The 24,353-nt window shown below is 27.0% G+C and carries 24 protein-coding genes and 1 other annotated feature; of the genes, 19 read left to right on the top strand and 5 right to left on the bottom strand.

The annotated features are described in order from the left end of the window. Positions 1–16 precede the first annotated feature (16 nt). Together wecB and ACEXNK_RS06390 are read left to right on the top strand one after the other, a co-directional pair. The gene (gene wecB / locus ACEXNK_RS06385; protein WP_373598488.1) at positions 17–1,123 is read left to right on the top strand and encodes a non-hydrolyzing UDP-N-acetylglucosamine 2-epimerase; all 1,107 of its coding nucleotides are present in this window, start codon (positions 17–19) and stop codon (positions 1,121–1,123) included. 631 nt (positions 1,124–1,754) lie between these two features. Further along, the gene (locus tag ACEXNK_RS06390) at positions 1,755–2,276 is read left to right on the top strand and encodes an amidase domain-containing protein (protein ID WP_373598487.1); all 522 of its coding nucleotides are present in this window, start codon (positions 1,755–1,757) and stop codon (positions 2,274–2,276) included. A gap of 43 nt (positions 2,277–2,319) precedes the next feature. On the opposite strand, the gene ACEXNK_RS06395 is transcribed toward ACEXNK_RS06390, so the two are convergent. From ACEXNK_RS06395 to ACEXNK_RS06410, 4 genes are all read right to left on the bottom strand, one after another. Beyond that, positions 2,320–3,363 (bottom strand): NADH:flavin oxidoreductase, encoded by a 1,044-nt coding sequence (locus ACEXNK_RS06395; RefSeq protein ID WP_373598486.1) that lies wholly within the window; start codon positions 3,361–3,363, stop codon positions 2,320–2,322. 31 nt (positions 3,364–3,394) lie between these two features. Next, complete coding sequence (locus ACEXNK_RS06400; protein ID WP_373598485.1) at positions 3,395–4,489, bottom strand: DHHW family protein; 1,095 nt, start codon at positions 4,487–4,489, stop codon at positions 3,395–3,397. Between the two features lie 9 nt (positions 4,490–4,498). Beyond that, positions 4,499–5,824 carry an MBOAT family O-acyltransferase gene (locus ACEXNK_RS06405; RefSeq protein ID WP_373601572.1) on the bottom strand — a complete coding sequence of 442 codons (1,326 nt, stop codon included), beginning with the start codon at positions 5,822–5,824 and terminating at the stop codon, positions 4,499–4,501. 78 nt (positions 5,825–5,902) lie between these two features. Further along, positions 5,903–6,370, bottom strand: a complete 468-nt coding sequence (locus ACEXNK_RS06410; RefSeq protein WP_373598483.1) for a DUF4358 domain-containing protein — start codon at positions 6,368–6,370, stop codon at positions 5,903–5,905. Positions 6,371–6,526: 156 nt separating this feature from the next. Here ACEXNK_RS06410 and uppS point away from each other — a divergent pair, with 156 nt between their 5' ends. From uppS to ACEXNK_RS06465, 11 genes are all read left to right on the top strand, one after another. Further along, the gene (uppS, locus tag ACEXNK_RS06415) at positions 6,527–7,171 is read left to right on the top strand and encodes a polyprenyl diphosphate synthase (protein ID WP_373598482.1); all 645 of its coding nucleotides are present in this window, start codon (positions 6,527–6,529) and stop codon (positions 7,169–7,171) included. A gap of 72 nt (positions 7,172–7,243) precedes the next feature. After that, positions 7,244–8,026 carry an N-acetylmuramoyl-L-alanine amidase family protein gene (locus tag ACEXNK_RS06420; protein ID WP_373598481.1) on the top strand — a complete coding sequence of 261 codons (783 nt, stop codon included), beginning with the start codon at positions 7,244–7,246 and terminating at the stop codon, positions 8,024–8,026. 97 nt (positions 8,027–8,123) lie between these two features. Continuing rightward, on the top strand, positions 8,124–9,032 hold the full coding sequence (locus ACEXNK_RS06425; RefSeq protein WP_373598480.1) for a patatin-like phospholipase family protein: 909 nt from the start codon (positions 8,124–8,126) through the stop codon (positions 9,030–9,032). A gap of 71 nt (positions 9,033–9,103) precedes the next feature. Further along, entirely contained in the window at positions 9,104–10,834 is a 1,731-nt protein-coding gene (locus ACEXNK_RS06430; RefSeq protein WP_373598479.1) for an Eco57I restriction-modification methylase domain-containing protein, read from the top strand. A gap of 58 nt (positions 10,835–10,892) precedes the next feature. Then, a complete protein-coding gene (locus ACEXNK_RS06435; protein ID WP_373598478.1) occupies positions 10,893–11,231 on the top strand; it encodes a hypothetical protein in 339 nt (112 codons plus the stop codon). 210 nt (positions 11,232–11,441) lie between these two features. After that, positions 11,442–12,653: a patatin-like phospholipase family protein gene (locus ACEXNK_RS06440; RefSeq protein ID WP_373598477.1), complete on the top strand. Its 1,212-nt coding sequence runs from the start codon at positions 11,442–11,444 to the stop codon at positions 12,651–12,653. 53 nt (positions 12,654–12,706) lie between these two features. Next, entirely contained in the window at positions 12,707–12,967 is a 261-nt protein-coding gene (locus ACEXNK_RS06445; protein WP_373598476.1) for an HPr family phosphocarrier protein, read from the top strand. An 83-nt stretch (positions 12,968–13,050) separates the two neighbouring features. After that, the gene (gene ptsP, locus ACEXNK_RS06450) at positions 13,051–14,763 is read left to right on the top strand and encodes a phosphoenolpyruvate--protein phosphotransferase (protein ID WP_373598475.1); all 1,713 of its coding nucleotides are present in this window, start codon (positions 13,051–13,053) and stop codon (positions 14,761–14,763) included. Positions 14,764–15,112: 349 nt separating this feature from the next. Then, positions 15,113–15,374: a binding site (T-box leader), on the top strand. A gap of 134 nt (positions 15,375–15,508) precedes the next feature. Then, positions 15,509–16,513 (top strand): aspartate--ammonia ligase, encoded by a 1,005-nt coding sequence (gene asnA, locus ACEXNK_RS06455; RefSeq protein ID WP_373598474.1) that lies wholly within the window; start codon positions 15,509–15,511, stop codon positions 16,511–16,513. A gap of 71 nt (positions 16,514–16,584) precedes the next feature. Continuing rightward, positions 16,585–16,980, top strand: a complete 396-nt coding sequence (locus tag ACEXNK_RS06460) for a YkvA family protein (protein ID WP_373598473.1) — start codon at positions 16,585–16,587, stop codon at positions 16,978–16,980. Between the two features lie 88 nt (positions 16,981–17,068). Continuing rightward, positions 17,069–18,670, top strand: coding sequence for an S-layer homology domain-containing protein (locus ACEXNK_RS06465; protein ID WP_373598472.1), 1,602 nt, complete (start codon positions 17,069–17,071; stop codon positions 18,668–18,670). A gap of 47 nt (positions 18,671–18,717) precedes the next feature. On the opposite strand, the gene ACEXNK_RS06470 is transcribed toward ACEXNK_RS06465, so the two are convergent. Further along, on the bottom strand, positions 18,718–19,791 hold the full coding sequence (locus ACEXNK_RS06470; RefSeq protein ID WP_373598471.1) for a pyridoxal phosphate-dependent aminotransferase: 1,074 nt from the start codon (positions 19,789–19,791) through the stop codon (positions 18,718–18,720). A 219-nt stretch (positions 19,792–20,010) separates the two neighbouring features. On the opposite strand from ACEXNK_RS06470, the gene hpt reads away from it, so the two are divergent. The 6 genes from hpt (at position 20,011) to ACEXNK_RS06500 (ending at position 24,251) form a co-directional block, all read left to right on the top strand. Continuing rightward, on the top strand, positions 20,011–20,532 hold the full coding sequence (gene hpt, locus ACEXNK_RS06475; protein ID WP_373598470.1) for a hypoxanthine phosphoribosyltransferase: 522 nt from the start codon (positions 20,011–20,013) through the stop codon (positions 20,530–20,532). 96 nt (positions 20,533–20,628) lie between these two features. Continuing rightward, the gene (locus tag ACEXNK_RS06480; RefSeq protein ID WP_373598469.1) at positions 20,629–21,567 is read left to right on the top strand and encodes an ROK family protein; all 939 of its coding nucleotides are present in this window, start codon (positions 20,629–20,631) and stop codon (positions 21,565–21,567) included. A 180-nt stretch (positions 21,568–21,747) separates the two neighbouring features. Further along, complete coding sequence (gene agaB / locus ACEXNK_RS06485) at positions 21,748–22,224, top strand: PTS galactosamine transporter subunit IIB (protein ID WP_373598468.1); 477 nt, start codon at positions 21,748–21,750, stop codon at positions 22,222–22,224. Positions 22,225–22,238: 14 nt separating this feature from the next. Next, positions 22,239–23,006: a PTS mannose/fructose/sorbose/N-acetylgalactosamine transporter subunit IIC gene (locus ACEXNK_RS06490; protein WP_373598467.1), complete on the top strand. Its 768-nt coding sequence runs from the start codon at positions 22,239–22,241 to the stop codon at positions 23,004–23,006. Then, positions 22,996–23,835 (top strand): PTS system mannose/fructose/sorbose family transporter subunit IID, encoded by an 840-nt coding sequence (locus ACEXNK_RS06495; protein WP_373598466.1) that lies wholly within the window; start codon positions 22,996–22,998, stop codon positions 23,833–23,835. Before ACEXNK_RS06490 ends, ACEXNK_RS06495 begins: the two co-directional genes overlap by 11 nt. An 11-nt stretch (positions 23,836–23,846) precedes the next feature. Next, positions 23,847–24,251 (top strand): hypothetical protein, encoded by a 405-nt coding sequence (locus ACEXNK_RS06500; protein WP_373598465.1) that lies wholly within the window; start codon positions 23,847–23,849, stop codon positions 24,249–24,251. The last annotated feature ends 102 nt before the right edge of the window (positions 24,252–24,353 follow it).

The raw sequence follows: 24,353 nt of genomic DNA on the forward strand, positions 1-24,353 counted from the left end.
ATGTAGGAGACAATGTATGAAAAAAATAAGAGTAATGACTATTTTTGGAACTAGACCTGAAGCCATAAAAATGGCTCCTTTAGTTAAAGAACTAGAAAAAAGAGAAGAAATAGAAAGTATAGTGTGTGTAACTGCGCAACATAGACAAATGTTAGATCAAGTTTTAGAAACATTTAATATAACACCAGACTACGATTTGAATATAATGAAACAAGGACAAACATTAGTTGATATAACAACGAGAGTATTACAAAGTTTAAGCGAAGTAATAGAAAAGGTTAAACCAGATATTGTTTTAGTACATGGAGATACAACAACAACTTTATCAGGAAGCTTAGCTGCATTTTATAATAAAGTACTGGTAGGACATGTTGAAGCTGGACTTAGAACATATGATAAGTATTCCCCATATCCAGAAGAAGTAAATCGTCAAGTAACTGGAGTTATAGCTGATATGCACTTTGCTCCAACTGAAATATCAAAGAGAAATTTATTAAAAGAAGGAAAAAATGAAAAAGATATATATGTAACTGGAAATACTGCTATAGATGCATTAAAGACAACTGTTAAACCAGATTACACAAATGAAATATTTAAAAAGATAGGCTCAGATAAAATGATAATGTTAACTGCTCACAGAAGGGAAAACTTAGGGGAACCTATGAAAAACATGTTTAGAGCAATTAAAAAAATAACGGAAGAGTTTGATGATGTGCAAGTTGTATATCCAATACATTTAAATCCATTAGTAAGACAAGCAGCAGATGAGATACTAGGAGATAGTAAAAAAGTACATCTAATAGAGCCTCTTGAAGTTTTTGATTTCCATAACTTTTTAAATAAATCATTCATAATAATGACTGATAGTGGTGGAATACAAGAAGAAGCTCCATCTTTAGGAAAACCAGTTTTAGTTTTAAGAGATACAACAGAAAGACCAGAGGGGGTAGAGGCTGGAACTCTTAAGCTTGCAGGAACCGATGAAGAAGTAATATATGATCTTACAAAAGAGTTGTTAACTAATAAAGATGCCTATGAGAATATGAGTAAAGCATCAAATCCATATGGAAATGGATATGCAAGTAAATATATAGTGGATGCTATAATTGAAAGATTTAGATAAAAATATGGTTATAAAAATAATTAAAGCGTAGATATGATCTACGCTTTAATTATTTTTATAACCATATTTAGTATAACAAAGTTTTAATAGGGGTAATAAATATGATCATAAAAACATATATTTAATACGATAAATGTTAAAAACTTAATACAAAATGAGAAATAATCATACGGTTATTATAAAAACCACTGTGTTTGCGATGAAAATAAGTATATAAGTTACACCATAGAATATCCTCGACTTAAGCTAGAGATTGAGGTTTGTGTATGGAATTTATAAATAAAACTATTTATGATAAAGTATATAGGTTTATAAACGTAGTAGATCAATAAGGTAAAGAGAAGAAAGATTATATACTTATAGGGAATCAAATTAACTTAAATAAGAATAATACAGTAAGTATATCGGTTAATTTTATGTACACTACTGGAAATAAGAATTTAATTGAGTATATAAAAAACTATAATTATGATTTTAATAATAAAAATCTATAACTTAAAAAAATTATTTAAAAAACAATGTAACTATAAAAATATTACAAATATATATAATAATAAATAAGATATAGAAGAAGATAAAGTTTTTTATATAAATGAAAAGAGTATAAAATTTGTATAATAGGTGAAATAAAATGAGGGAATTAATGGAGTATAAACGAAATGAAGCTGTAGAATATGCAAGAACATGGGCATTATATAGAAATCCCAAGTACAAAGACTATGACCCTTGGGGAGGAGACTGTACCAATTATATATCTCAATGTATACATGAAGGTGAAATACCTTTTGATAATCAAGGTAGAGATATAATGGCAAAATGGTATTGGTATAGTGATTATTCAAGAACGCCATCATGGACATCAGCAAATGCATTTGGCAGATATATTTTAAATAATAACAATCAAAATTCAACAAACTATGGTATATATGCTGTTTTAGCTGAGTATAATGAGTTAGAAATTGGAGATATAGTTCAACTAGTATATGAAGGAATAGCATATCATACAATGATAGTTACTCAAGTTATTTTAGATAACAAAAACTATTTATTAGATTATCTTATATGTCAACACACAGAAGATTTAATTGACTATCCACTAAGTGAAAAAGTGGGAGAGAGAAGATATATAAAAATACTAGGATATTATAAATAAAAGACAATGGGAGAAACTAATACCTCCCATTGTCTTTTATTTATTACTTATGAAGTATGCATAATTTATTGTTTCTTACACATTGATTGCAGTTTACGCATTTATGTGTATATGCATTGTTATCTAAAAATTTATTAATAAGATCAGGCTCACATATCAAAGGCCTGCATATAGAAAAATAACCTATATTAGTAGAATTTAATACATTAGTCATAGATTTAAAAGTTCTATTTCCACCAACAAGTATTATTGGACATTTTACAGAAGAAGCTAGCTCATTAGCATAATCTTTAAAATAAGACTCACCTTTAAAACTTCTAAAATCTCCTCCACTTACTTCAACAGAATCTATGCCAAGTTCATCAAGTTTTTGAACTACATATTTACAATCATTAAAAGTAGCTCCACTATCTCTAAAATCACTAGAGTTAATTTTAATACCTATATGATAATCATCTCCAACTTTTTCTCTTATAGCCTTATAAACTCCAAGTATTATTCTAGATCTATTTTCTATACTACCTCCATACTCATCATCTCTTTTATTGTGATAAGGATCTAAAAACTGACTAAGTAAATAACCATGAGCTCCATGAATTTGAACACCATCAAAACCAGCTAATTTACATCGATAAGCAGCATCAGAAAAAGCGTTAATTATAAACTCTATATCAGCTTTAGTCATAGCCTTAGGGATTACTCCTGTTTTAATATGAGGAATATTTGATGGACCTAATATAGATCTACCATCTGTTTTATAAGAAGTCTGGCTTCCACCGTAAACTATTTGCATCATGATTTTACAATCATAATCATGAACACTTTTTACTAAATCTTTATAATCATTTATAAAAGAATCATCATAAATGCCTAACATATTAGCATTAGGTTGTTCAGTGTCAGTTATATAAGCATAACTAGTTATTATAAGTCCGACTCCACCTTTAGCTAAATCTGTATAGACTTTAAGAATATCTTTATTAGTATGACCACTAGTGCTAGCTAAATTTTCCCAAGTTGCAGATCTAACAAATCTGCTTTTAAGTTTCATATTTTTAATTTTAGTATTATCAAATAAGTTTTTCAAAAAATCATCCCCCTTTATTTTTATAAATACATTATTCATATAATATATTAGAATTAAAATTAGCTATATTATGAGTAAATAAAATCTCATCTATATTTGTATTTTTAGATAAGTAATCATCTATACTACCATTATAATATCTAGTATCTATAAAATGTATTTTACTATAGTTTAATGTTAAGAAAGGTATAAAATTATGAGCAAAAGAATCTTTTAAAATTAGTATTTCTTTTGTTGATTTTTCATTGCCTTCTATATAGCCTATAGCTGGATCTCCATGTAAAAAATATTGATATTTATTTTTAGTACTTAGTTTTGAATTATCGTATAGGTAATTATAAGTATAATTAAAATCCATAGTTAACTTATAATTATTAAAAGTTTTATAAGCATAGATTGTATCTGGCGTTATAAAGTCTAAAATAGACTTAGAGTAATAAGTTCCATAAAAGGAATTTGAAACAGCTACAGGGTCATCTAAGACCTTGATTTTATACATATCTTCATATGATAAACATGCGCCTAATTGAGTCCAATGATGATCTGTATTGAAAAATATATATTTATCTTTATTTTCATATAGGATTTTATATGGGGAATAAAAAGAACTACTACTTGATTTATTTATAAAACTATCATTTATATAGTTAATAGCGTTTAATTGATTATCTGTAATCATATAATTATATAGTTCATCTTCATAGAATGCAGTAGATGTAGGAATAATCATAAGTTTAGACTTTATACCATAATTATTTTTTATATGATTAGCTGTTTTGGATATATTATCTATATTTTTATCAATAACAGCTTTATTAAATATGAACTTTTCTAATAATTTGTTGGATTTACTGATATATATATTTCTAAATTCTCTATTTCCAAGTAAATAGCTATAATAGTTTTTTAGTTTTATAAATTTAGATCTTAAAGGAAATTGATCTGTTGTATATGTATCAAAATCCTCCATAAATTGCTTTGACAATATATCATCTATGCTAAGTTTAGGCATTTGCTCTAAAACTTTATTTTCAATGTAACTTATTTGTTTATCTGGTAGTAGTATAGTGGTTAAAGGAACACTAAATATGAACAATATAAAAAATATTATTGTAATTTTTTTCATAATAATCACCTAAAATCTAAAGTATAGAAAAGGATTAAAAGAGGAGTCTACTAAAAATGATGTAGATAAAATTAATCCTAATAATAAAAACACAAATCTAAATAAATTATATTTATCCAATATGTACTTGATTATCGGAGTACAAGATATAAAGGATATTAATAGTAGAACTATATTTGGAACAAAATAGTATATAAAGTTGTAATCTATTAAGTTAGAATTAAAGAGCATTGATTTCAAATAACTAGATATACTTGATAAACTATTAAATTCGAATAATACAAATCCTAATATTATTATAAATAAGGTATAAAAATGTCTAAGTAAATTAGGCAGTTTATTTAATAAGTTTAGAATAAATAATTTTTCTAAAACTAAAATTATTCCAAAGTATAATCCCCACAATATAAAATTAAAACTTGCTCCATGCCAAATTCCTGTTAAAAACCAAACTACAAAGATATTAAAAAACCAGCGATGTTTAGAGCACCTATTTCCACCAAGGGGGATATATACATAATCTCTAAACCAACTTCCTAGGGATATATGCCATCTTCTCCAAAACTCAGTTATAGATTTAGATATGTATGGAAAATTAAAGTTTTCAGGGAAGGTAAAACCAAACATTTTTCCAAGTCCTATAGCCATATCAGAATAACCACTAAAGTCAAAATATATTTGTAGTGTAAAACAAATTATTCCTAACCATGAAGTAAATAAAGAAAGATCATGAATAGGTGAAATTTTTATATTATTCCATATGATGCCTAGATTATTTGCTAGCAATACTTTTTTTGAAAGACCAACTATAAATCTATATACACCTTGATAGAATGTATCTAAGTTATGAACACGAAAATCTAACTCCTTCTCTATATCTATGTATCGTACAATTGGACCTGCAACCAGCTGTGGAAATAGGGTTACATAAGTAGCTAAGGTTAGAAAATTTTTCTGAACAGGAACATTTCCTCTATAAACATCTATAGAATAAGACATAGTTTGAAAAGTATAAAAACTAATACCTATAGGTAAAGGTAAGTTAAATGGCAAATATTTAAAAAATATTAAAATACCTATATTTATAGAAATAGATGAAATTAAAGCAATTTTAGAATAAATAGTGCTTCTGTACTTATCTATAATTATAGAGTGTATATAATCACTTAAGCATGAAAATAACATTAAAAAAATATATATAGGTTCTCCCCAAGAATAAAACAATAAACTAAATATAAATAAAGTTAAATTTTTAAACTTGTTGGGAAATAGATAATAAAAAAGCAACACTAATGGTAAAAAGTAAAATATAAATACAATACTACTAAAAACCAATTATATCACCTCCTTATATTTATATAATAAAATAAGGGATATGGCTGAGGACATTCAACTATACCCCTTAATCATAAACTATTCTTGAATTAAATTAAGAATAGTTTTTTCTATTTCAGGTGCATTAGGCGTTGCTATAAAGTAAACATAATTACCAACTGTTTTAAGTATAGAGTTAGAGATACTTAAAACATTATCCTCACCACCATAACCATCAGCGAACATTTTAAGTGAATTTTCTTTATAATCTTCTAAAGCTTTTGTTACAGCTTCTGTATCATTAGTTTTTACGACAATAACATCTCTTAATTTGACATTAATCATAGCTTGAAGCATAAAGCCTTCTTCTATTTTGTCTTTAACAGAAGCAAGAGCAGGTGCGTCTTTAGCAGGAATATCATTTAATGGTTCAACATCAATAAGTTTTTTCGATATTATGGCATCTTTTATTTCGCTAGTAGGTATATCTTTTACTACTGGTTTAGATGAACAACCCACAAGGGAAAATGTCAAAATTAAAGAAAATAAAAGCAATAATCTTTTCATATAAAATCCTCCATTAAAAATATATTTATAGTTTCTATATAATTATATACCAATGAAAATGTTTTAGAAAAAAATATGAAAAATAATTAATAATATATTGAATATTGTGTAAAAAAAGTGGAATTGGAGATAATCATACAAAAAGAGGTGATTATAATGAGAATACCAAAACATATAGGAATAATACCAGATGGTAATCGAAGATGGGCAGAGTCTAATGGACTTACAAAAGATAAAGGCTATGATAACGGCTTAGATCCGGGAATTGAAGCTTATAGAACTTGTAGAGATATGGGAGTTGAAGAAGTTACTTTTTATGGATTTACGACAGACAATGCAAAAAGGCCTTCATACCAAACTCAAGCTTTTACCAGTGCTTGTGTAAATGCAGCAAAAATGTTAGTTGATGAAGGTGCGTCTTTGTTAGTTATAGGGAATACAAACTCACCCATGTTTCCAAAAGAATTAATGCCATACACAGAGAGAATTAATGCTAAAAAAGGTCAAATAAAAGCTAATTTATTAGTAAATTATGGGTGGCATTGGGACTTAAATACTTTATCTAGTGCAAAAGGAAACAATAAAAATAATATACAAGAATACATACAGTCATTTGATATATCAAGATTAGATTTGATAATTAGATGGGGCGGAAGACGCAGATTAAGTGGATTCCTACCTGTACAATCTATATATGCAGATTTTTATGTTTTAGATGAGTATTGGCCAGATTTTAAAAATAATCATATAGAGGAAGCTATAAGTTGGTATAATAAGCAAGATATAACATTAGGCGGATAGATATAGAAATATTGAAAATACAACAAAAAAATGCTAGAATTAACCTTAATTAAGAAGTTAAAGGGTGACTATATGGCTAAAAAGAAAAAAAATGTAAAAAGAAAGATAAATAAGTCTAGGTTTATTATTTTAATAAGCTTATTACTTATAATTGTATTTTCAATTTTATTTATATTTAAGAACACATTTGGTACAACTAGGACTATTAAAACAAATGAAAATGGAAATAATACAAATGAAGCATCAAAAAAAGAATCTGAAATAGAGCATCTTAGCTTAGACAATGAAAAGACAAGTGATAAGTTTAAGATACTAATAGATCCTGGACATGGAGGTAGTGATTTAGGAACTGAAGGTGTTAATGGTGTTTTAGAAAAAGATGTTTGTTTAAATATAGGAAAAAAAGTAGCAGGAGAACTATCTCAATATGATGATTTAGAAGTGATTCTTACAAGAAGTGAAGATACTTATATTTCAGCAGAAGATAGGATCAAAATGGCCAATTCTCAAGGCGTTGATGCGGTAGTTTCTATAGATGCAAATGCACAAAGTAATTCAAATTTAGCTCATGGAATAGAAACGTACTATCAAGCAAACGGAATGGCTGATTCAGAAAAACTAGCAAAAACTATACAGGATACGATAAGCTTGTATTTAAATTCTAAAAATAGAGGTATATATCCATCTAACTTACAAATTTTAAAGGAATCAGATATGCCAGCAGTATTAGTTGAGGTTGGATTTATTACAAATGAAAAAGAAGCAGAGAAACTAAATAATAATAGTTATCAAGATAGAATGGCAGAAGGAATAGCTCAAGGTATCTTAAGATATATAGATGATACTAAAAGTTAAAAAGGAAGTATATTAATTAATATACTTCCTTTTTTTATGTTTTTTCATATATTTTATAATAAGCAAATTAATAAAACATATGAAAGGAGATATTAGTATGTCGAATGAAATTAATAGTTTTAATATAATTACATTTGATGGAGGAGGAATAAAGGGTGCACTGAGTATCACTTTACTAAATAGATTAAAAGAACATTATCCAACATTGTTAGATAAAACTAGTTTATTAGGAGGAACATCTACAGGAAGTTTTATAGCTATAGCTCTTGCATATGGACTATCTACATCTAAAATTTTAGATATATATACAGATGAAAATGGAGAATATATATTTTCAAAAAGTTACCCAGGTATAATAAGAAGCAAGTACAGTACAGAAAAATTGAAAGAGGTATTGTTAAATATATTTCCAGAAGAACTTACTTTAAAGGATTTAAAAAAATTTGTTGTTATACCAACTTTCTATTTAGGTGATAATGAAAATGAGTGGACACCTATATTTTACAATAATATACCTGGCTCACCTACGGAAAATTGTAATGCTATTGATGTTATGTTATATAGCAGTGCTGCACCTATATACTTTCCTATATATAAAAATCATATAGATGGAGGTGTAATAGCAAACGACCCAAGTTTAGCTTGTTTAATACACGCGCTAGATGATGGGTTAGCAAAAAAAATAGAAAATATAAAAATGATTTCAATTGGAACTGGACATTCATATAATAGAGTTTTAGTAGATGAGGATAATTGGGGTGCTATGGATTGGATAATAAATAAAGAGCCTCCATATCCTATAGTATCTATAGCACTAGAAGGAAATTCACAATTTAGCCAAGTGTGTACATCAAAATTATTAGATGAAAATTATGTAAGAATTGATCCATATATAGATAGCAATATAGGATTAGATGACTATAAATCAATATCTAAACTGGTTAATATAGGAGAAGAATGTGACATAAGATATGTCCTAAAATGGATTGCTCAAAAATGGAATTAATATGACTTAATATAGGTAATATTTGCTATAATAAAAATTATGAAAAGGTATTTTCTAGGGGGAGTTTAATTATGGAGATTGTAAATAATAGCAATTATTATCTATCTGATTTATATGAAAAAAGCTTAAGCGAAAATGATAAAAAGTCTTTGGGAATTTACTATACACCTAAGCATATTATAGATTATATAATTAACAGCATAATAAAAAATCATGACTTTATAAAAAATCCATGCCCTAAAATTATAGATATTTCATGTGGGTGTGGAAATTTTTTATTAGAAGTATATGACAGACTTTATGAAGTTTTTGAAAGCTATAAATATGAATTGAAAATTAAAGATATCCATAACCATATAATTAGTAATTGTATATATGGAATAGATATAGATTCTAAAGCTGTGGAAGTATTGAAGTATTCACTATTAAACAAAGATGTAGATTCAAATGTAGAAAAAATTAACATATACTGTTTTGATAGTTTGAATAAATTAGGGTTAGACAAAGATACAATAACTTTATTTTGGGAAAATAAGTTTGATTATATTATAGGTAACCCACCGTATATAGGTCATAAAAAACTTGAAATTAGCTATAAAAAGTGGCTTTTAAAAGAGTTTAAAGATGTCTATAGAGATAAGGGAGATATTTACTTTTGTTTTTATAAAAGAATAATAGATTTACTTAATGTAAATGGAATTGCGAGTATAATAACTCCAAGATATTTTTTAGAAAGTCAAAGTGGAAAAAATTTAAGAAGATATATCTTAGAAAATGTAAGCATAAATGAAATAGTAGATTTTAATGGTGTAAATGTATTTAGAAATGCTAATATAGCAAGTTGTATATTTACTATGACAAAACATATATCAAAAGAAAATGTTGTAAATGTATATAAATTAAATAATTATAGTTTAGATTTAAATAAAATAAATGATATTGATGATGTACTTCATAGAAGTGATTATTTTTCTAAAATAAATATTAGACAAAGCACTATGAAAGAGGATTGGATTATAGATAAAGAAGAAAATATTAATTTATATTATAACATTGAAAATATATGTAAATATAAATTAAAAGATATATGTGTAAGTTTTCAAGGTGTAATAACTGGATGTGATAAAGCATTTGTTATTGATGAGGATGATTTTAATATATCACAAGTAGAGCGTAATATATTGAAAAATTGGGTTAAAAATAAAAATATAAGAAAGTATAATATAGAAAAAAATTCATTAAAACTTATATACAGTGATGATATAGATAATTTTACTAAGTATGAAAGTTTTATAAGCCACATAAAAAATTATAAAGTTAAATTAGAAAATAGAAGAGAATGTAAAAAAAATATAAGAAAATGGTATGAGTTGCAATGGGGAAGAGATAAATCTATATTTGAAAGAAAAAAAATAATGTATCCTTACAAATCAAAAGAAAATAGGTTTGCAATTGATTATAACAAGAGTTATTGCAGTGCAGATGTATACTCATTTTACATTAAAGATGAATACATAGAAGAATTTTCATATGAATACTTAGTAGGTATTTTAAATTCAAGTATATATGATAGATACTTTAAAGTATTTGCAAAAAAAATGGGTAAAAATTTGTATGATTACTATCCAAATAAGGTAATGCAAACTTGCATCTTTAAAGATAAGAACTATGAAAAAATCGAAGAGATATCAAAAGAAATTATAAAAAGACTAAAACATGGTAATAGGTCAGAAAAAGAAGTTTTAGAGTTAGAAGAAAAGATAGATGAATTAATAAATGATTCTTTAAAGTTAAAGAACTAATATAATTAATTAAGCATATATCATATTAAATATAAATTTTAAAGGGGGATACTTTTATATGATATATAGTGAGATTATAGATAATGCTGTATATATAAATGTAAGTGGGTATATAAGTAGTATAGATACAAAATCGTTTATAAATGATTACAAGCAAAAAATAAAGGGAATAAAGACAACAAAGTATAATTTACTTATAGAAGTAGAAGAATTTAACTGTGATAGAATTTCAGAAATAAAAAATATCTGTATGATGTTTTATAAAAATGGTTATAAAAATATATATTTGATTGATCCTAAAAATTATATAATATCTAATATTAAATTGAGTGCATTAGAAAAAAAACTATTTTTAAAAGCAGTTAAGATAGTTAAGTCAAAAGAGGAAATATATTAATAACAAATTAAAAAATAAATAAAATTTATACTAAATTTTAATATATTATTTGAAAAACTAATACTTTCAAACCAATATAGAATGGCGTATAAAATTAAAATTTAAGAAATATTATAAAAAAATATAATTTTTACTTGAAATAGCATGAAACTTGTAATATATTTGTTTTTAGGAACATATATTTTTATAACTTAATATAAGGTGATAGTTATGAGAGGATTAGTACTTGAAGGTGGAGGAACTAAAGGTGCATATCAAATAGGTGCATATAAAGCTTTAAGAGAATTAGGTTTAGAATTTGATGGTGTAGCAGGTACATCTATCGGAGCATTAAATGGTGCATATATAGTTCAAGATAAAATTGATATACTAGAAGAAATCTGGACTAACTATGATTATACACATTTTATGAATGTTGATGAAGAAACATATCATAGAATTAAGAATGTTGATTTTACTCCTAAGAACATGAATATGGTAATAGCTCTAATAAATAAAGCTAGAAAGCATCAAGGTATAGATATAAGTCCATTTAGAAGTTTACTAGAAAAGACAATAGATGAAGATATAATAAGAAATTCTAAAAAAGACTTTGGATTAGTAACTGTCATGTGGGATGGAAAAATAATTCCCAATCCTATGTTTTTAGAAGATATTCCAAAGGGCAAGCTTTTAGACTATCTTATAGCGAGTGCAAGTTTACCTATATTTAAGTTAGATAAATTGGATGATAAATTATTTCTTGATGGAGTTTTTCATAATAATATACCTGTGAGTTTATTAAGAGAAAAAGGATATGAAGATATAGTTGTAGTAAGACTTATCGATGACTTGTTTGGAAAGATAAATTTAAACCATCATCAAGATGTTAATATGAAAGTGATTATTCCTTCGGAATATTTAGGAGGATGTTTAAATATAGATCCTGATAATGTAAGTAAAAATATTAAATTGGGATATATGGATACTATGAAAACCTTTGACAGATATGAAGGTATAAAGTACTTCTTTAATTTAGATTATAAGTATGATGAAGAATATTGTTTTAATAAACTTAGTAATTTAAATAAAGAAAGTATAGATAAACTATGTAAACTACTAAATATAAAGAGAGAAGGAAATAAGCGAACACTTCTAGAGTCTATAATACCTAAATTAGGAGAAAGTTTGCAGCTTCAAAAAGAGTTTTCATATAAAGAATTATTTTATTGTATATATGAGAAGAAGCTTGAAGAAAATAATATAAATAGAATTAATTTATACGATTTTAATAAGGTAGTAGAAGTAGTAAACACTAATATAAACTCTAATGTAAATTGGGCATCTAATTTTGAAGTTAGGCCTATAATTTCGATTCAGAGGAATAGGTTTACTAAACTTTTAACAAATATAATAATAAATGATATAAAATCACAAAATTAGTAATAAAATATTTATATCATTAAATAACTAATGAAATTTATGGAGGTATTACAATGGAAAAAATAGTAACTATTAAAAATGCAAGTGGATTACATGCTAGACCAGCAGGAATGTTTGTAAAGAAAGCATCTGAGTTTAAAGCTACAGTAGAAATAAAAGCAAAAGATAAAAATGTTAACGCTAAGTCAATAATGGGAATAATGAGTTTAGGATTAGCTCAAGGAGACGAAGTTGTTATAGTAGCTAATGGAGAAGATCAAGAAGCAGCAGTTAACGCATTAGTTGAGTTAATAGAAAGTGGATTTGGTGAATAATAAAAATTAGAAAACCTCGGTGAAAGCCGAGGTTTATTGAATATATATATATTGTATACACAAGACAATAGGAGGAAGCACATATGTATAAAGGAACAGGAGCGTCGCCAGGTATAGCATTAGGAAAGGCGTTAGTTATAGAACATAGTGAACTTAATATAGAAAAGAAAAATGTTGAAAATACTGAAGTTGAAGTAGAAAAATTACAATCTGCAGTAGAAAAATCAAAAGTAGAATTAGAGCAAGTAAAAGAAAGAGCAAAAATAGAATTAGGTGAACATGAAGCTGAAATATTTGAAGCTCATTTATTAGTATTAGCAGACCCAGAATTAATAGATCAAACTATATCTAAAATAAGAGATGAAAAAGTAAATGCTGAATTTGCTTTAAGTGAAGTTAAAGATATGTTTGTAAGCATATTTGAATCTATGGATAATGAGTATATGAGAGAAAGAGCTGCTGACATAAAAGACGTTACTAATAGAGTTTTAAGACATATATTAGGAATAAAAGTAGTAGATTTATCAGCATTAACTGAAGAAGTTATACTAATAGCTCATGACTTAACTCCATCAGATACAGCTACAATGAACAAGAAAATGGTTTTAGGATTCTTAACTGATATAGGTGGAAGAACTTCTCATACAGCTATAATGGCAAGAACTTTAGAAATAGCTGCAGTAGTTGGTTTAAATAATGCTACAGAAACTATAAAAGATGGAGATTTCATAGTATTTAATGGAGAAACTGGAGAAGTTATAGTAAATCCAGATGAAAATACTATAAATCAATATAAAGAATTAAAAGCTAAATTCGATGAAGAAAAAGAAGCGTTAAAACAATTAATAGGAAAAGCTTCTTTTACTCTTGATGATAGACATGTAGAGCTTGCAGGAAATATAGGAAGCCCTAATGATTTAGAAGGATTATTAAAGAATGATGCAGAAGGTGTTGGACTTTACAGAACAGAGTTCTTATACATGGATAAGGAAGATGATTTCCCAAGTGAAGAGGAGCAATACGAAGCATACAAAGCTGTTCTTGAAGGTATGAACGGAAAACCTATAGTAATCAGAACTTTAGATATAGGTGGAGATAAAGAATTAAAATACTTCAAGATGGATGAAGAGATGAATCCATTCTTAGGATATAGAGCTATAAGATTATGTTTAGATAGAACGGATATATTTAAAACACAACTAAGAGCTTTATATAGAGCTAGTGTACATGGTAAATTAAGAATAATGTTCCCTATGATATCTTCTTTAGAAGAGTTATTAAAAGCTAAAGAGATAATCAAAGAAGTATTAGCTGACTTGGATTCAGAAAAAATAGAGTATGCTAAAGATGTAGAGGTTGGTATGATGATAGAAATACCATCTGCAGCTGTTATATCTGATATATTAGCTAAGCATGTAGATTTCTTCTCAATAGGAACTAATGACTTAATACAATACACTTGTGCAGTAGATAGAATGAACCAAAAAATAAGTTACTTATACAACCAATTTAACCCAGCAGTGTTAAGACTTATAAAAATGGTAATAGACAATGCTCATAAAGAAGGTAAATGGGTTGGAATGTGTGGAGAAGCAGCAGGAGATCAAAGAATGATACCTATACTTTTAGGTATGGGACTTGATGAATTCTCTATGTCTCCAATATCTATACTTCCAGCAAGAAAGTTTATAACTTCTGTTAAGTATGAAGATATGAAGAATTTTGCAAATGAAGTTTTAAGTATGGGAACAGCTGAAGAAATAAAAGCTCACGTAGATAAAACTTTTAATATGTAATAATAAAAATTTTTAATATATTTGGCTTATTTATAGTTTTCAATTTATGTAAAAAATGTGACTATAAATAAGCCATATTTTGTATAATTAAAAAATATTTAGTGAAAATATATGGAATGTATAATGAATGGAGAAAAAGTCAGAAAAATAAAAGTTTTTAAAAAATATAATAAATATTAAAACTAACATTAAAAAATAAAGTTTTAATATTCAAATACAGTAGTTAAATTAAACAAATCAATTTATTTTATATTTAAATTAAATAAGTAAACTAATTTATTTATGAAACACATATTGACATAATTCATATATTAAACTAAAATTACTTTAAACAATTTAAAACGACTTTAAAAAGACGTTGAAAGGAAGAGTAAGTATAGGAAGTAGTTATGAGCGAGTTGGTTATGGTGAGAGTCCAACACGAAGCCTATATTGAAGAACATCCTGGAGTTGCTAACCGAAATTAACAAAGAGTAGGCTTAGACGGAACCAAACCGTTATCAAGTTGGAACGCACTAAGATATTATTCTTGCTGCGTTATTGAGAGAACTTGATAATTATTCAGGTTAATCAGGGTGGTACCGCGGAATTTATAAACTTTCGTCCCTATATATTTATATATAGAGACGAGAGTTTTTTTTATACAAAAATTAGTTATGGCCAAACTAGATTAGAATTTAAAATATGTATGACGTCATACTCTCTGTAAAAACATTAAAAAAAATCAGAATAGGAGAGTGCAATTATGAGTTTAATATTACCAGAAGGATACAAATCGAGTTTAGGAGTTATAGAAACACAACAAGCAATAAAGGATTTAAAAGACTTTTTTGAAGATAAATTAGGAGAATACTTAAGTCTTACAAGAGTATCATCACCACTATTTGTTTTCCCAGAGACAGGAACAAATGATAACTTAAACGGAACTGAAAAAGCAGTAAGCTTTGAGGTTACTGATATGAAAAAGACAGCAGAAATTGTTCACTCACTTGCTAAATGGAAGAGAATGGCTCTTAAAAAATATGGATTCTCTTTAGGTAAGGGAATTTATACAGATATGAATGCAATAAGAAAAGATGAAGAGTTAGATAACATCCATTCTATATATGTAGATCAATGGGATTGGGAGCTTATAATAAATAAGTCAGATAGAAATATAGAATCATTAAAGGAAATTGTAAGTAAGATATATAGTGTATTTAAAGAAACGGAGGAACACGTATGTGATATATATCCAGAAGTAAAAAAGATGCTACCTAAAGAAATAACTTTTATAACATCACAAGAGTTATTAGATATGTATCCAGGATTAACTCCAAAAGAAAGAGAAAATAAGATAGTAAAAGAAAAAGGTGCAGTATTTTTAATGCAGATAGGTAAAGTCCTTTCATCAGGAGATAAACATGACGGAAGAAGTCCTGATTATGATGATTGGGATTTAAACGGAGATATATTATTTTACAACCCAGTTTTAGATAACGCAATAGAATTATCATCTATGGGAATTAGAGTAGATGAAGAAAGTTTAAAAAGACAGTTAGAACTATCAGGATGTGAAGACAGAAAAGAACTAGATTATCATAAAGCATTATTAAATGGAGATTTACCATACACTATAGGTGGAGGAATAGGACAATCAAGAATATGTATGTACTTTTTAAATAAAGCTCATATAGGAGAAGTTCAAGCTGGAATATGGCCACAAGACATGGTTAAAAAATGTGAAGATTTTGGAATACATTTATTATAAAAATATTAAGTTAATATATTTATCAAATTACTCACATAGGTTATAATAATTTTAAATTTATAACTACAGGGGTGATAGATATAGAAATATTAAAAAAGATAGCTAATATATTTTTAGATACATTAAAAAAATCTTTAGTTAGATTTAAAGAGGCTAAGTTCGGATTGATGTTTATTATTAATATATTTAAATTGCCTGATTTTTATTCAGAGAGAGATGTTAATATAATAAGTAAATTTAAGGTTACTTTTGCAATATTTATATCAATAATATATTTAATATTAGGAATAGATTTTATTCCAGAAATAATTACAGGTATATTTGGATTTTTAGATGATATATTTGTACTATTCTGGAGTTTAGGTATTATTAATGAAGAGATTGAGAAATATAAAAAGTTAAAGAAAGAAAAATATAATCCGAATATAATAGAAGGTGTAAATTTTTCTATAAAAGATGAAGAGTAGATATACTCTTCATTTTTAATTGAAAAAGTTTGGGGTATTTATACGAAGGAAATCGTTAATACCTAATCTTATTAAAATGGGGGAAAATATGAACAACAAAATAAAACCTATAAATATATTGTTTATATTAATGTTACTGATATGTATAGGATCATCAACAATGGTATATGCAGATAACAAGGTATATAAGCAAGTAGATCCACATTCTGCTGACTCTAAACAATATAAATATATGAATGAATATTATTTAGATGGATCTACGGATAATGCTATTTACACAGATATATATAAAGCAATAATAAATTTAGAAGACTCCGTAGATCTTTCAAAGTATGGAACACCTAGTAGCTCTAAGGCTTTTAATATTAGAAAAAAAGTTTTAGATGATCATCCAGAAATATTTTATTTTAAATATGAAGGATCTGTTTATTGGAGTAATGGAAAGTTAGAATTAAAATATATAGCACCTAAAGAAACTGTAAGAAGTATGATAAATGAACTTAACAGCAAGGTTGATCATATTATAAGAAATTACACAACAAATTCAATGTCAGATATGGAAAAAGTTATAGCTATACATGACTACTTAGTTTTAAATACAGAATATGTGATAGCTAATGATTATGCATTTGATGTTTATGGAATCCTTGTGAAAGGTAGAGGCGTTTGTCAGGGATACTCAATGAGTATGAAATTACTTTTAAATAAAGTTGGAGTTGAATGCTCTTATGTTGTCAGCCAACAAATGAATCATATGTGGAATATTGTAAATATAGATGGTCAAAACTATCAAACGGATGTTACTTGGGATGATCCTGTTCCAAATCGAAAAGGTGTAGTTAGATATTCATATTTAGCTTTAAGTGATGAAGAGATGGCAAAAGATCATAACTGGGATAAAAGTAATTACGTTAGATGCAGTAGTGACAAGTATAAATATATGAGAGAAATGGACTATGTAGTTAATGGGAATACATATAGGTACTATACAAGTACAAATAATGGATATTATATATATAAAATAAAAAAAGATGGAACAGATAAGCAAAAAATAAGTAGTATTCCAGGAAACCCATTATATATAAATGATAATTATCTATATTATAAAGATTTATATACAGGAAATACAAAAACTATATTAATAAATGAAAATAATAATGTAGTAGATTTAAGTAAATTTATTGATATAAATAATCATTGGGCGAAAGAACAGATAGACATATTTACAAAAGATGGGTATATAAATGGATATGGAGATGGAACTTTTAGACCTGATGAATCAATAACTAGAGCTGAGTTTGTAAAAATTTTAAATAAATACTTTGGATTAACTAAAAGTAGTGGAAAAGTATTTATAGATACAGAAAACCATTGGGCAAAAGAACAAATAGATATAGCTGTTACAAATGGAGTAGCAAATGGAGTATCAAAAACAGAATTTAAACCAGATGCCCCTATAACTAGAGAACAAGCTGCAAAAATGATAGCAAATTATAAAAATATAAATGATATAAATCATGATAAATTAAATAACTATATAGATGGAAATTTAGTGTCATCATGGGCTAAAGATTCAGTGGAAGGAATTTTAGAGTATAGATATATGCAAGGTTATGATGACAAAACATTTAGACCTAATGCTAATATAACAAGAGCCGAAGCTGTAGTTACATTAAGCAGAGTTAAATAAAAAAATGTACCTAGTATAAATGAAATTATATTAGGTACATTTTTTTGTTAAAATATATTTTTTAATGAACTTATTAATAGTTTATTTTCATTATGAGTTAAAGTACAAACTCTAAAGAAATATTCATTCAAACCTTCAAATGAATTACAATCCCTGATTATAATATGCTTTTTTATAAGAGACTCTCTTAAATTAGAGGCAGTTATTTTTTTTGATTTTATCTTGCATAGTATAAAATTACCCTCACTATGGTAGACTTTAAAATCATCAATAGAAGAAAGTTCATTTGAAAGATAACTTCTCTCTGATTTTAATGTCATAGATGAAAGGTTTATAAAGTTTGTATCAGTAAACATAACTTCCCCCATTATAGAAGCTAGTGTATTTATATTCCATAGATCTAATTTATTATTTATTGAATCTTTAATAGTTATATTAGATGTAAGTCCGTAGCCTAATCGTATACCAGGAGTTCCGAAAAATTTAGAAGTTCCCCTTATAACAAATACTTTATTAAATTCATCAACTAAATGAGTTGACGAATATTTATTAGTATCAGTAAACTCAATATAAGTTTCATCAATCATAATAAAAGTATTCGTGTTTTCTAATATTTTTTTTATTTCATCTTTAGAAAATGCAAAACCAGTTGGATTATTAGGGTTACATATAACAACCATATCGTGAGAATCACTATTTATATAACTTATAAAATCATTTACATCGATTTTAAAATCGTTCTCTTCTTTTGCAAAGTATTTATGTATAGAACAATTTGATTTTTTTAATTCCTTTTCATACTCAGAATAAGATGGTGATAAGAGAACTGCTTTTTGGGGATTTATAGTACTTATAAATGAAGAAATAAGTTCTGTTGCACCACTTCCTAAAATAATATTATCAGTTTTACAATTGCAATAAGCAGATATAGAGTTTTTTAAATTATAATAATTTGGATCTGGATATATTGAAACCATATCTATATTATCTATAACAGCTTTTTTTGCTAAAGAAGATGAACCTAATGGATTTATATTTGAACTAAAATCCATTAAATCTTTTTTATTTAAACCTAACTCATTAGATAAATCATATAAGTTAGCACCATGATTTGAACTCATTTTAGATAACCTCCTAAAAAAATGATTACAATAATTATTATATATAATAATTTGTATATAATATATAACTAATATGTAAAAAATAAAAATATCTAGGAAAAATAAAAATAAAAAAGATAAATACGAATAATAAATTGAAAAAACAAAAAAATATTCTAAAAAATTCAAAAGATATGTTATAATGGTATATATTAATATACGGTAAATTGGAGGTACGATATGTACAAAGTTACAGGTGTAATGATAAGTGAAGAAGAAATATTAAAAAAAGTTAAAGAGTTAGCAAGTAAAATAGAGAAAGATTTTGAAGGAGAAGAACTTTTAGTAGTAGGAATTCTTAAAGGTGCAAGTGTTTTTGTTGCAGACTTAATAAGAAATATAAATTTAGATGTTAATATTGACTTTATGAGTGTTTCTAGTTATGGAAATTCAACAGAGTCATCAGGAACAGTAAAAATACTAAAAGACTTAGATGTTGATATAGAAGGAAAAAATGTATTAATAGTTGAAGATATAATAGATAGTGGATTAACTTTAAGCAACCTAGTAGCTGCATTAAAAACTAGAAATCCTAAATCTTTAAAATTATGTACATTATTAGATAAACCACAAAGAAGAAAAGTAGATATGCATGTTGATTATGTAGGATTTGTTATAGAAGATAAGTTTATAGTAGGATATGGAATTGACTATGCAGAAAAATATAGAAATTTACCATATATAGGAATAGTAGGAGAGTAATCTTCTACTATTTTTTTAAAATATATTTTAAATAATTAAGTTTAATTGTATAATAAAATTATAAATATAACTTAATTATTAATAGGGGGAAGCAAGATGTACTACGTAGGTATAGATATAGGTGGAACAGGAATACAAGCCGGTGTTGTAGATGAATCAGGAAAAATACTTTTTAGAAAAGAATGTATTACGGACGTAAATGGTGGTTTTGAAAAAATAATTGAAGATATAAATAAGCTTGTAAGAGATATGATTAAGGAAAACGATATAAGTATAAGTAATGTAAAGTCAATAGGATGTGGATTACCAGGATTTATAAACAAAGAGGGCAAAGTTACTTGTGTAAATTTAGGATGGAAGGAAATAGAGTTTACAAAAAGTTTAAAAGCTAAATTTCCAGAGTTAGAAGTTTATGCTGACAATGATGCAACAGTTGCAGCTTTGGCAGAGGCTAAAGCTGGAAGTATGAAAGGTTGTAATGTAGGGGTTATGTATACACTAGGAACTGGTGTAGGTGGAGGAATAATAATAAATGGGAAACCATTTAGTGGAGCTCATAATATGGGATCAGAAATTGGACATGTAATTATAGATACTAACTACTATGATTGTAACTGTGGGAACAATGGATGTTTAGAAACATTTTGTTCTGCAACAGCTATAATAAAATATGCGAAAAAACTTATTAGTGAGGGAAGAGAAAGTAAGATTTTAATACTGGCAGACAACAATATAGAAAATATAAATGCTAAAAATGTATTTGATGCATATAGAGAAAATGATGGGGTTGCAGTAGAAACTATAAATAGATTTAAAAGATATTTAGCAAAAGCTATTGCAGGTATGATAAATACATTAGATCCAGAGGTTATATCTTTAGGTGGAGGAATATCAAGAGCTGGAGATATTATATTAGATGGACTAGATGAATTGGTTAGAGAGTATGTAGTATTTAAAAATGAAGAGTTTGCAAAAATTGTTATTGCTACATTAAATGCAGATGCAGGTGTTATAGGGGCTGCATTTTTAAGTTAATATAAGTAAGTGATAAGCTAAGGAGAAGTTAAATTTAACTTCTCTTTTTTTATACAAAAATTATCCATAAAAATCAAGAATAAATCTATAATAAATTTTACTTTACCTGCGTAGAATTAAGCATAAGCAAATTAAGAAAATAGACAAAGTACATAAAAAATTTAGGGGGGATAAACTATTATGACAAATATAGTTTTAACAAGAATTGATAACAGATTAATTCACGGCCAAGTTGCGACTATGTGGTCTTCAAGTGTAGGAGCAAATCTATTATTAGTCGCAAATGATGAAGTGGCACAAAATGAATTTAGACAGGGACTTATGGATATGGCAGCACCGAGTTTTGCACAAACTAGATATTTTACTATAGAGAAAACTATAAATATAATTCATAGAGCAAGTGAATCACAACATATAGCTATAATTTGTGAAAATCCGCAAGATGTATTAAAACTTGTAGAAGGTGGAGTTCCTATAAAAAAGGTGAATATAGGGAATATGCATATGGCACCAGGTAAAAGACAAATTTCGAAAGCAGTTTGTGTAGATGATAATGATGTAAATGCATTTAAAAAACTTAAGGAACTAGGAGTAGAGCTAGAAATCAGGAGAGTTCCAAGTGAATCTGCTGAAAGTATAGATGAATTATTTAAATAAGGGGGAAGAACTTTATGGAACTAGGATTTATGCAAATCATTTTAATCTTAATTGTTACATTTATAGCAGCTATAGACCAGTTTAACTTTTTGGAATCATTATATAGACCAATAGTAATGGGACCTATAGTTGGTGCTATAATGGGAGATTTAAACACAGGACTTATAGTTGGTGGATCTTATGAACTTATGATGATAGGAGCTATGCCAGTAGGAGGAGCACAACCTCCAAATGCAGTTATAGGTGGAATAATGGCAACTGTATTTGCTATAACTTCAGGACTTGATACAAGTGCAGCATTACCACTTGCAATACCATTTGCATTACTTGGTCAATATGCAGTTACAGCTTTATTTACAGTAATGTCACCTTTAATGGGACTTTGTGATAAAGCAGCGGAGGAATCTAATCCAAAAGGAATAGATAGAGTAAACTACATGGCTATGGGAATACTTGGATTATCATTTGCTTTAATAGTTCTAGCTGGATTATTATCAGGGCAAGCAATAGGAGATACTTTAACTAAAGTTTTACCTGAACAAGTTTGGACTGGACTTACAGCAGCAGGTAAAATGATGCCTGCATTAGGATTTGCTATGTTACTTAAAGTTATGTTAAGTAAAGAATATGCAATATTTATGATGTTAGGATTTGTACTAGTAGCATATTTAAATTTACCACTTTTAGCTTTAGCTATAGTAGGTTTAGTTGTAGCTATATACGATTTTAATATAAGTATAAAAACTAAAAATGTTGGAGGAGGTATGAGTGATGGCATCTAATACAAAAAATCAGGCAATGATTCATACTGAATATATAGATAAAAAAGAAGGCGAAGTGCTAGACAAGAAGACACTTAATCAAATGGCTTGGAGATCTATGTTTTTACAAGCATCATTTAACTATGAAAGAATGCAAGCTGGAGGATGGTTATATTCTATACTTCCAGGGCTTAAAAAGATACACAAAAACAAACAAGATTTATCAACATCTATGAAGCACAATCTAGAGTTTTTCAATTGTCACCCATTCTTAATCACATTTGTTATGGGAATAATATTATCATTAGAACAAAAGAAAGCAGATGTTCAAACTATACGTTCTTTAAGAGTTGCAGCTATGGGACCTTTAGGAGGTATAGGAGATGCAATATTCTGGTTTACATTACTACCAATAGCAGCTGGAGTAGGAGCAAACTTAGCACTTGAAGGAAGTATAGCAGGACCTATAATATTCTTATTAATGTTTAATATAGTACATTTAGGATTAAGATTTTGGTTAATGCACTGGTCATATAAGACTGGAGTTGAAGGTATAACTAAATTAACTAAAAATGCTAAGGAATTTACAAGAGCAGCTACTATATTAGGGATGATAGTTGTTGGAGCATTAATAGCTTCATATGTAAATATAGATATAGTAACTGAAATTCCTATAGGTGAAGCATCTTTAAAAGTTCAAGAAATACTAGATGGAATAATGCCAAAACTTTTACCATTAGGTTTAACTTTTGGAATGTATGGATTAGTTAAGAAAAATATAAGTCCTATGATAAACATATTAGTAATGGTAATTATAGGTATAGCTGGAGCATATATAGGATTATTCTAGGAGGAATACGAATGATTATAATAATAGGGCACGGAAATTTTGCATCAGGCTTAAAAAGTAGTTTGAATTTAATTGTTGGTGAGTTTGATTTTATAAAAGACATAGATTTTATAGAAGATAAAACTCCAGAAAACTTAAAAAAAGAATTAGAAGGAATAGTAAATGCTTACAGTGATGAAAAAATATATATATTTACAGATTTATTAGGAGGAACTCCATTTAAAATTAGCAGTGAATTAACATTAGATTATAACAATATTGAAGTATTTTGTGGAACTAACTTACCTATGCTTGTTGAATCTGTAATGATGACATCTTTAGGATGTGAAATTGATGTGAATAATATAAAAGAAACAGGTATAAATAGTATAAATCCGAAAAAGAAAGTTGTAGAATCTTTAGAGGAAGGGATATAATAAAGAGTAGCTTATGCTACTCTTTTTTTACGCTTCAGGAATTTATACTTAACGGATGTCTGTGAATAACTTATAGAGTATAGTCATATTAACACTTTGCTG

The organism is Paraclostridium bifermentans (assembly GCF_964259345.1).
Classification (GTDB): domain Bacteria; phylum Bacillota; class Clostridia; order Peptostreptococcales; family Peptostreptococcaceae; genus Paraclostridium; species Paraclostridium bifermentans_B.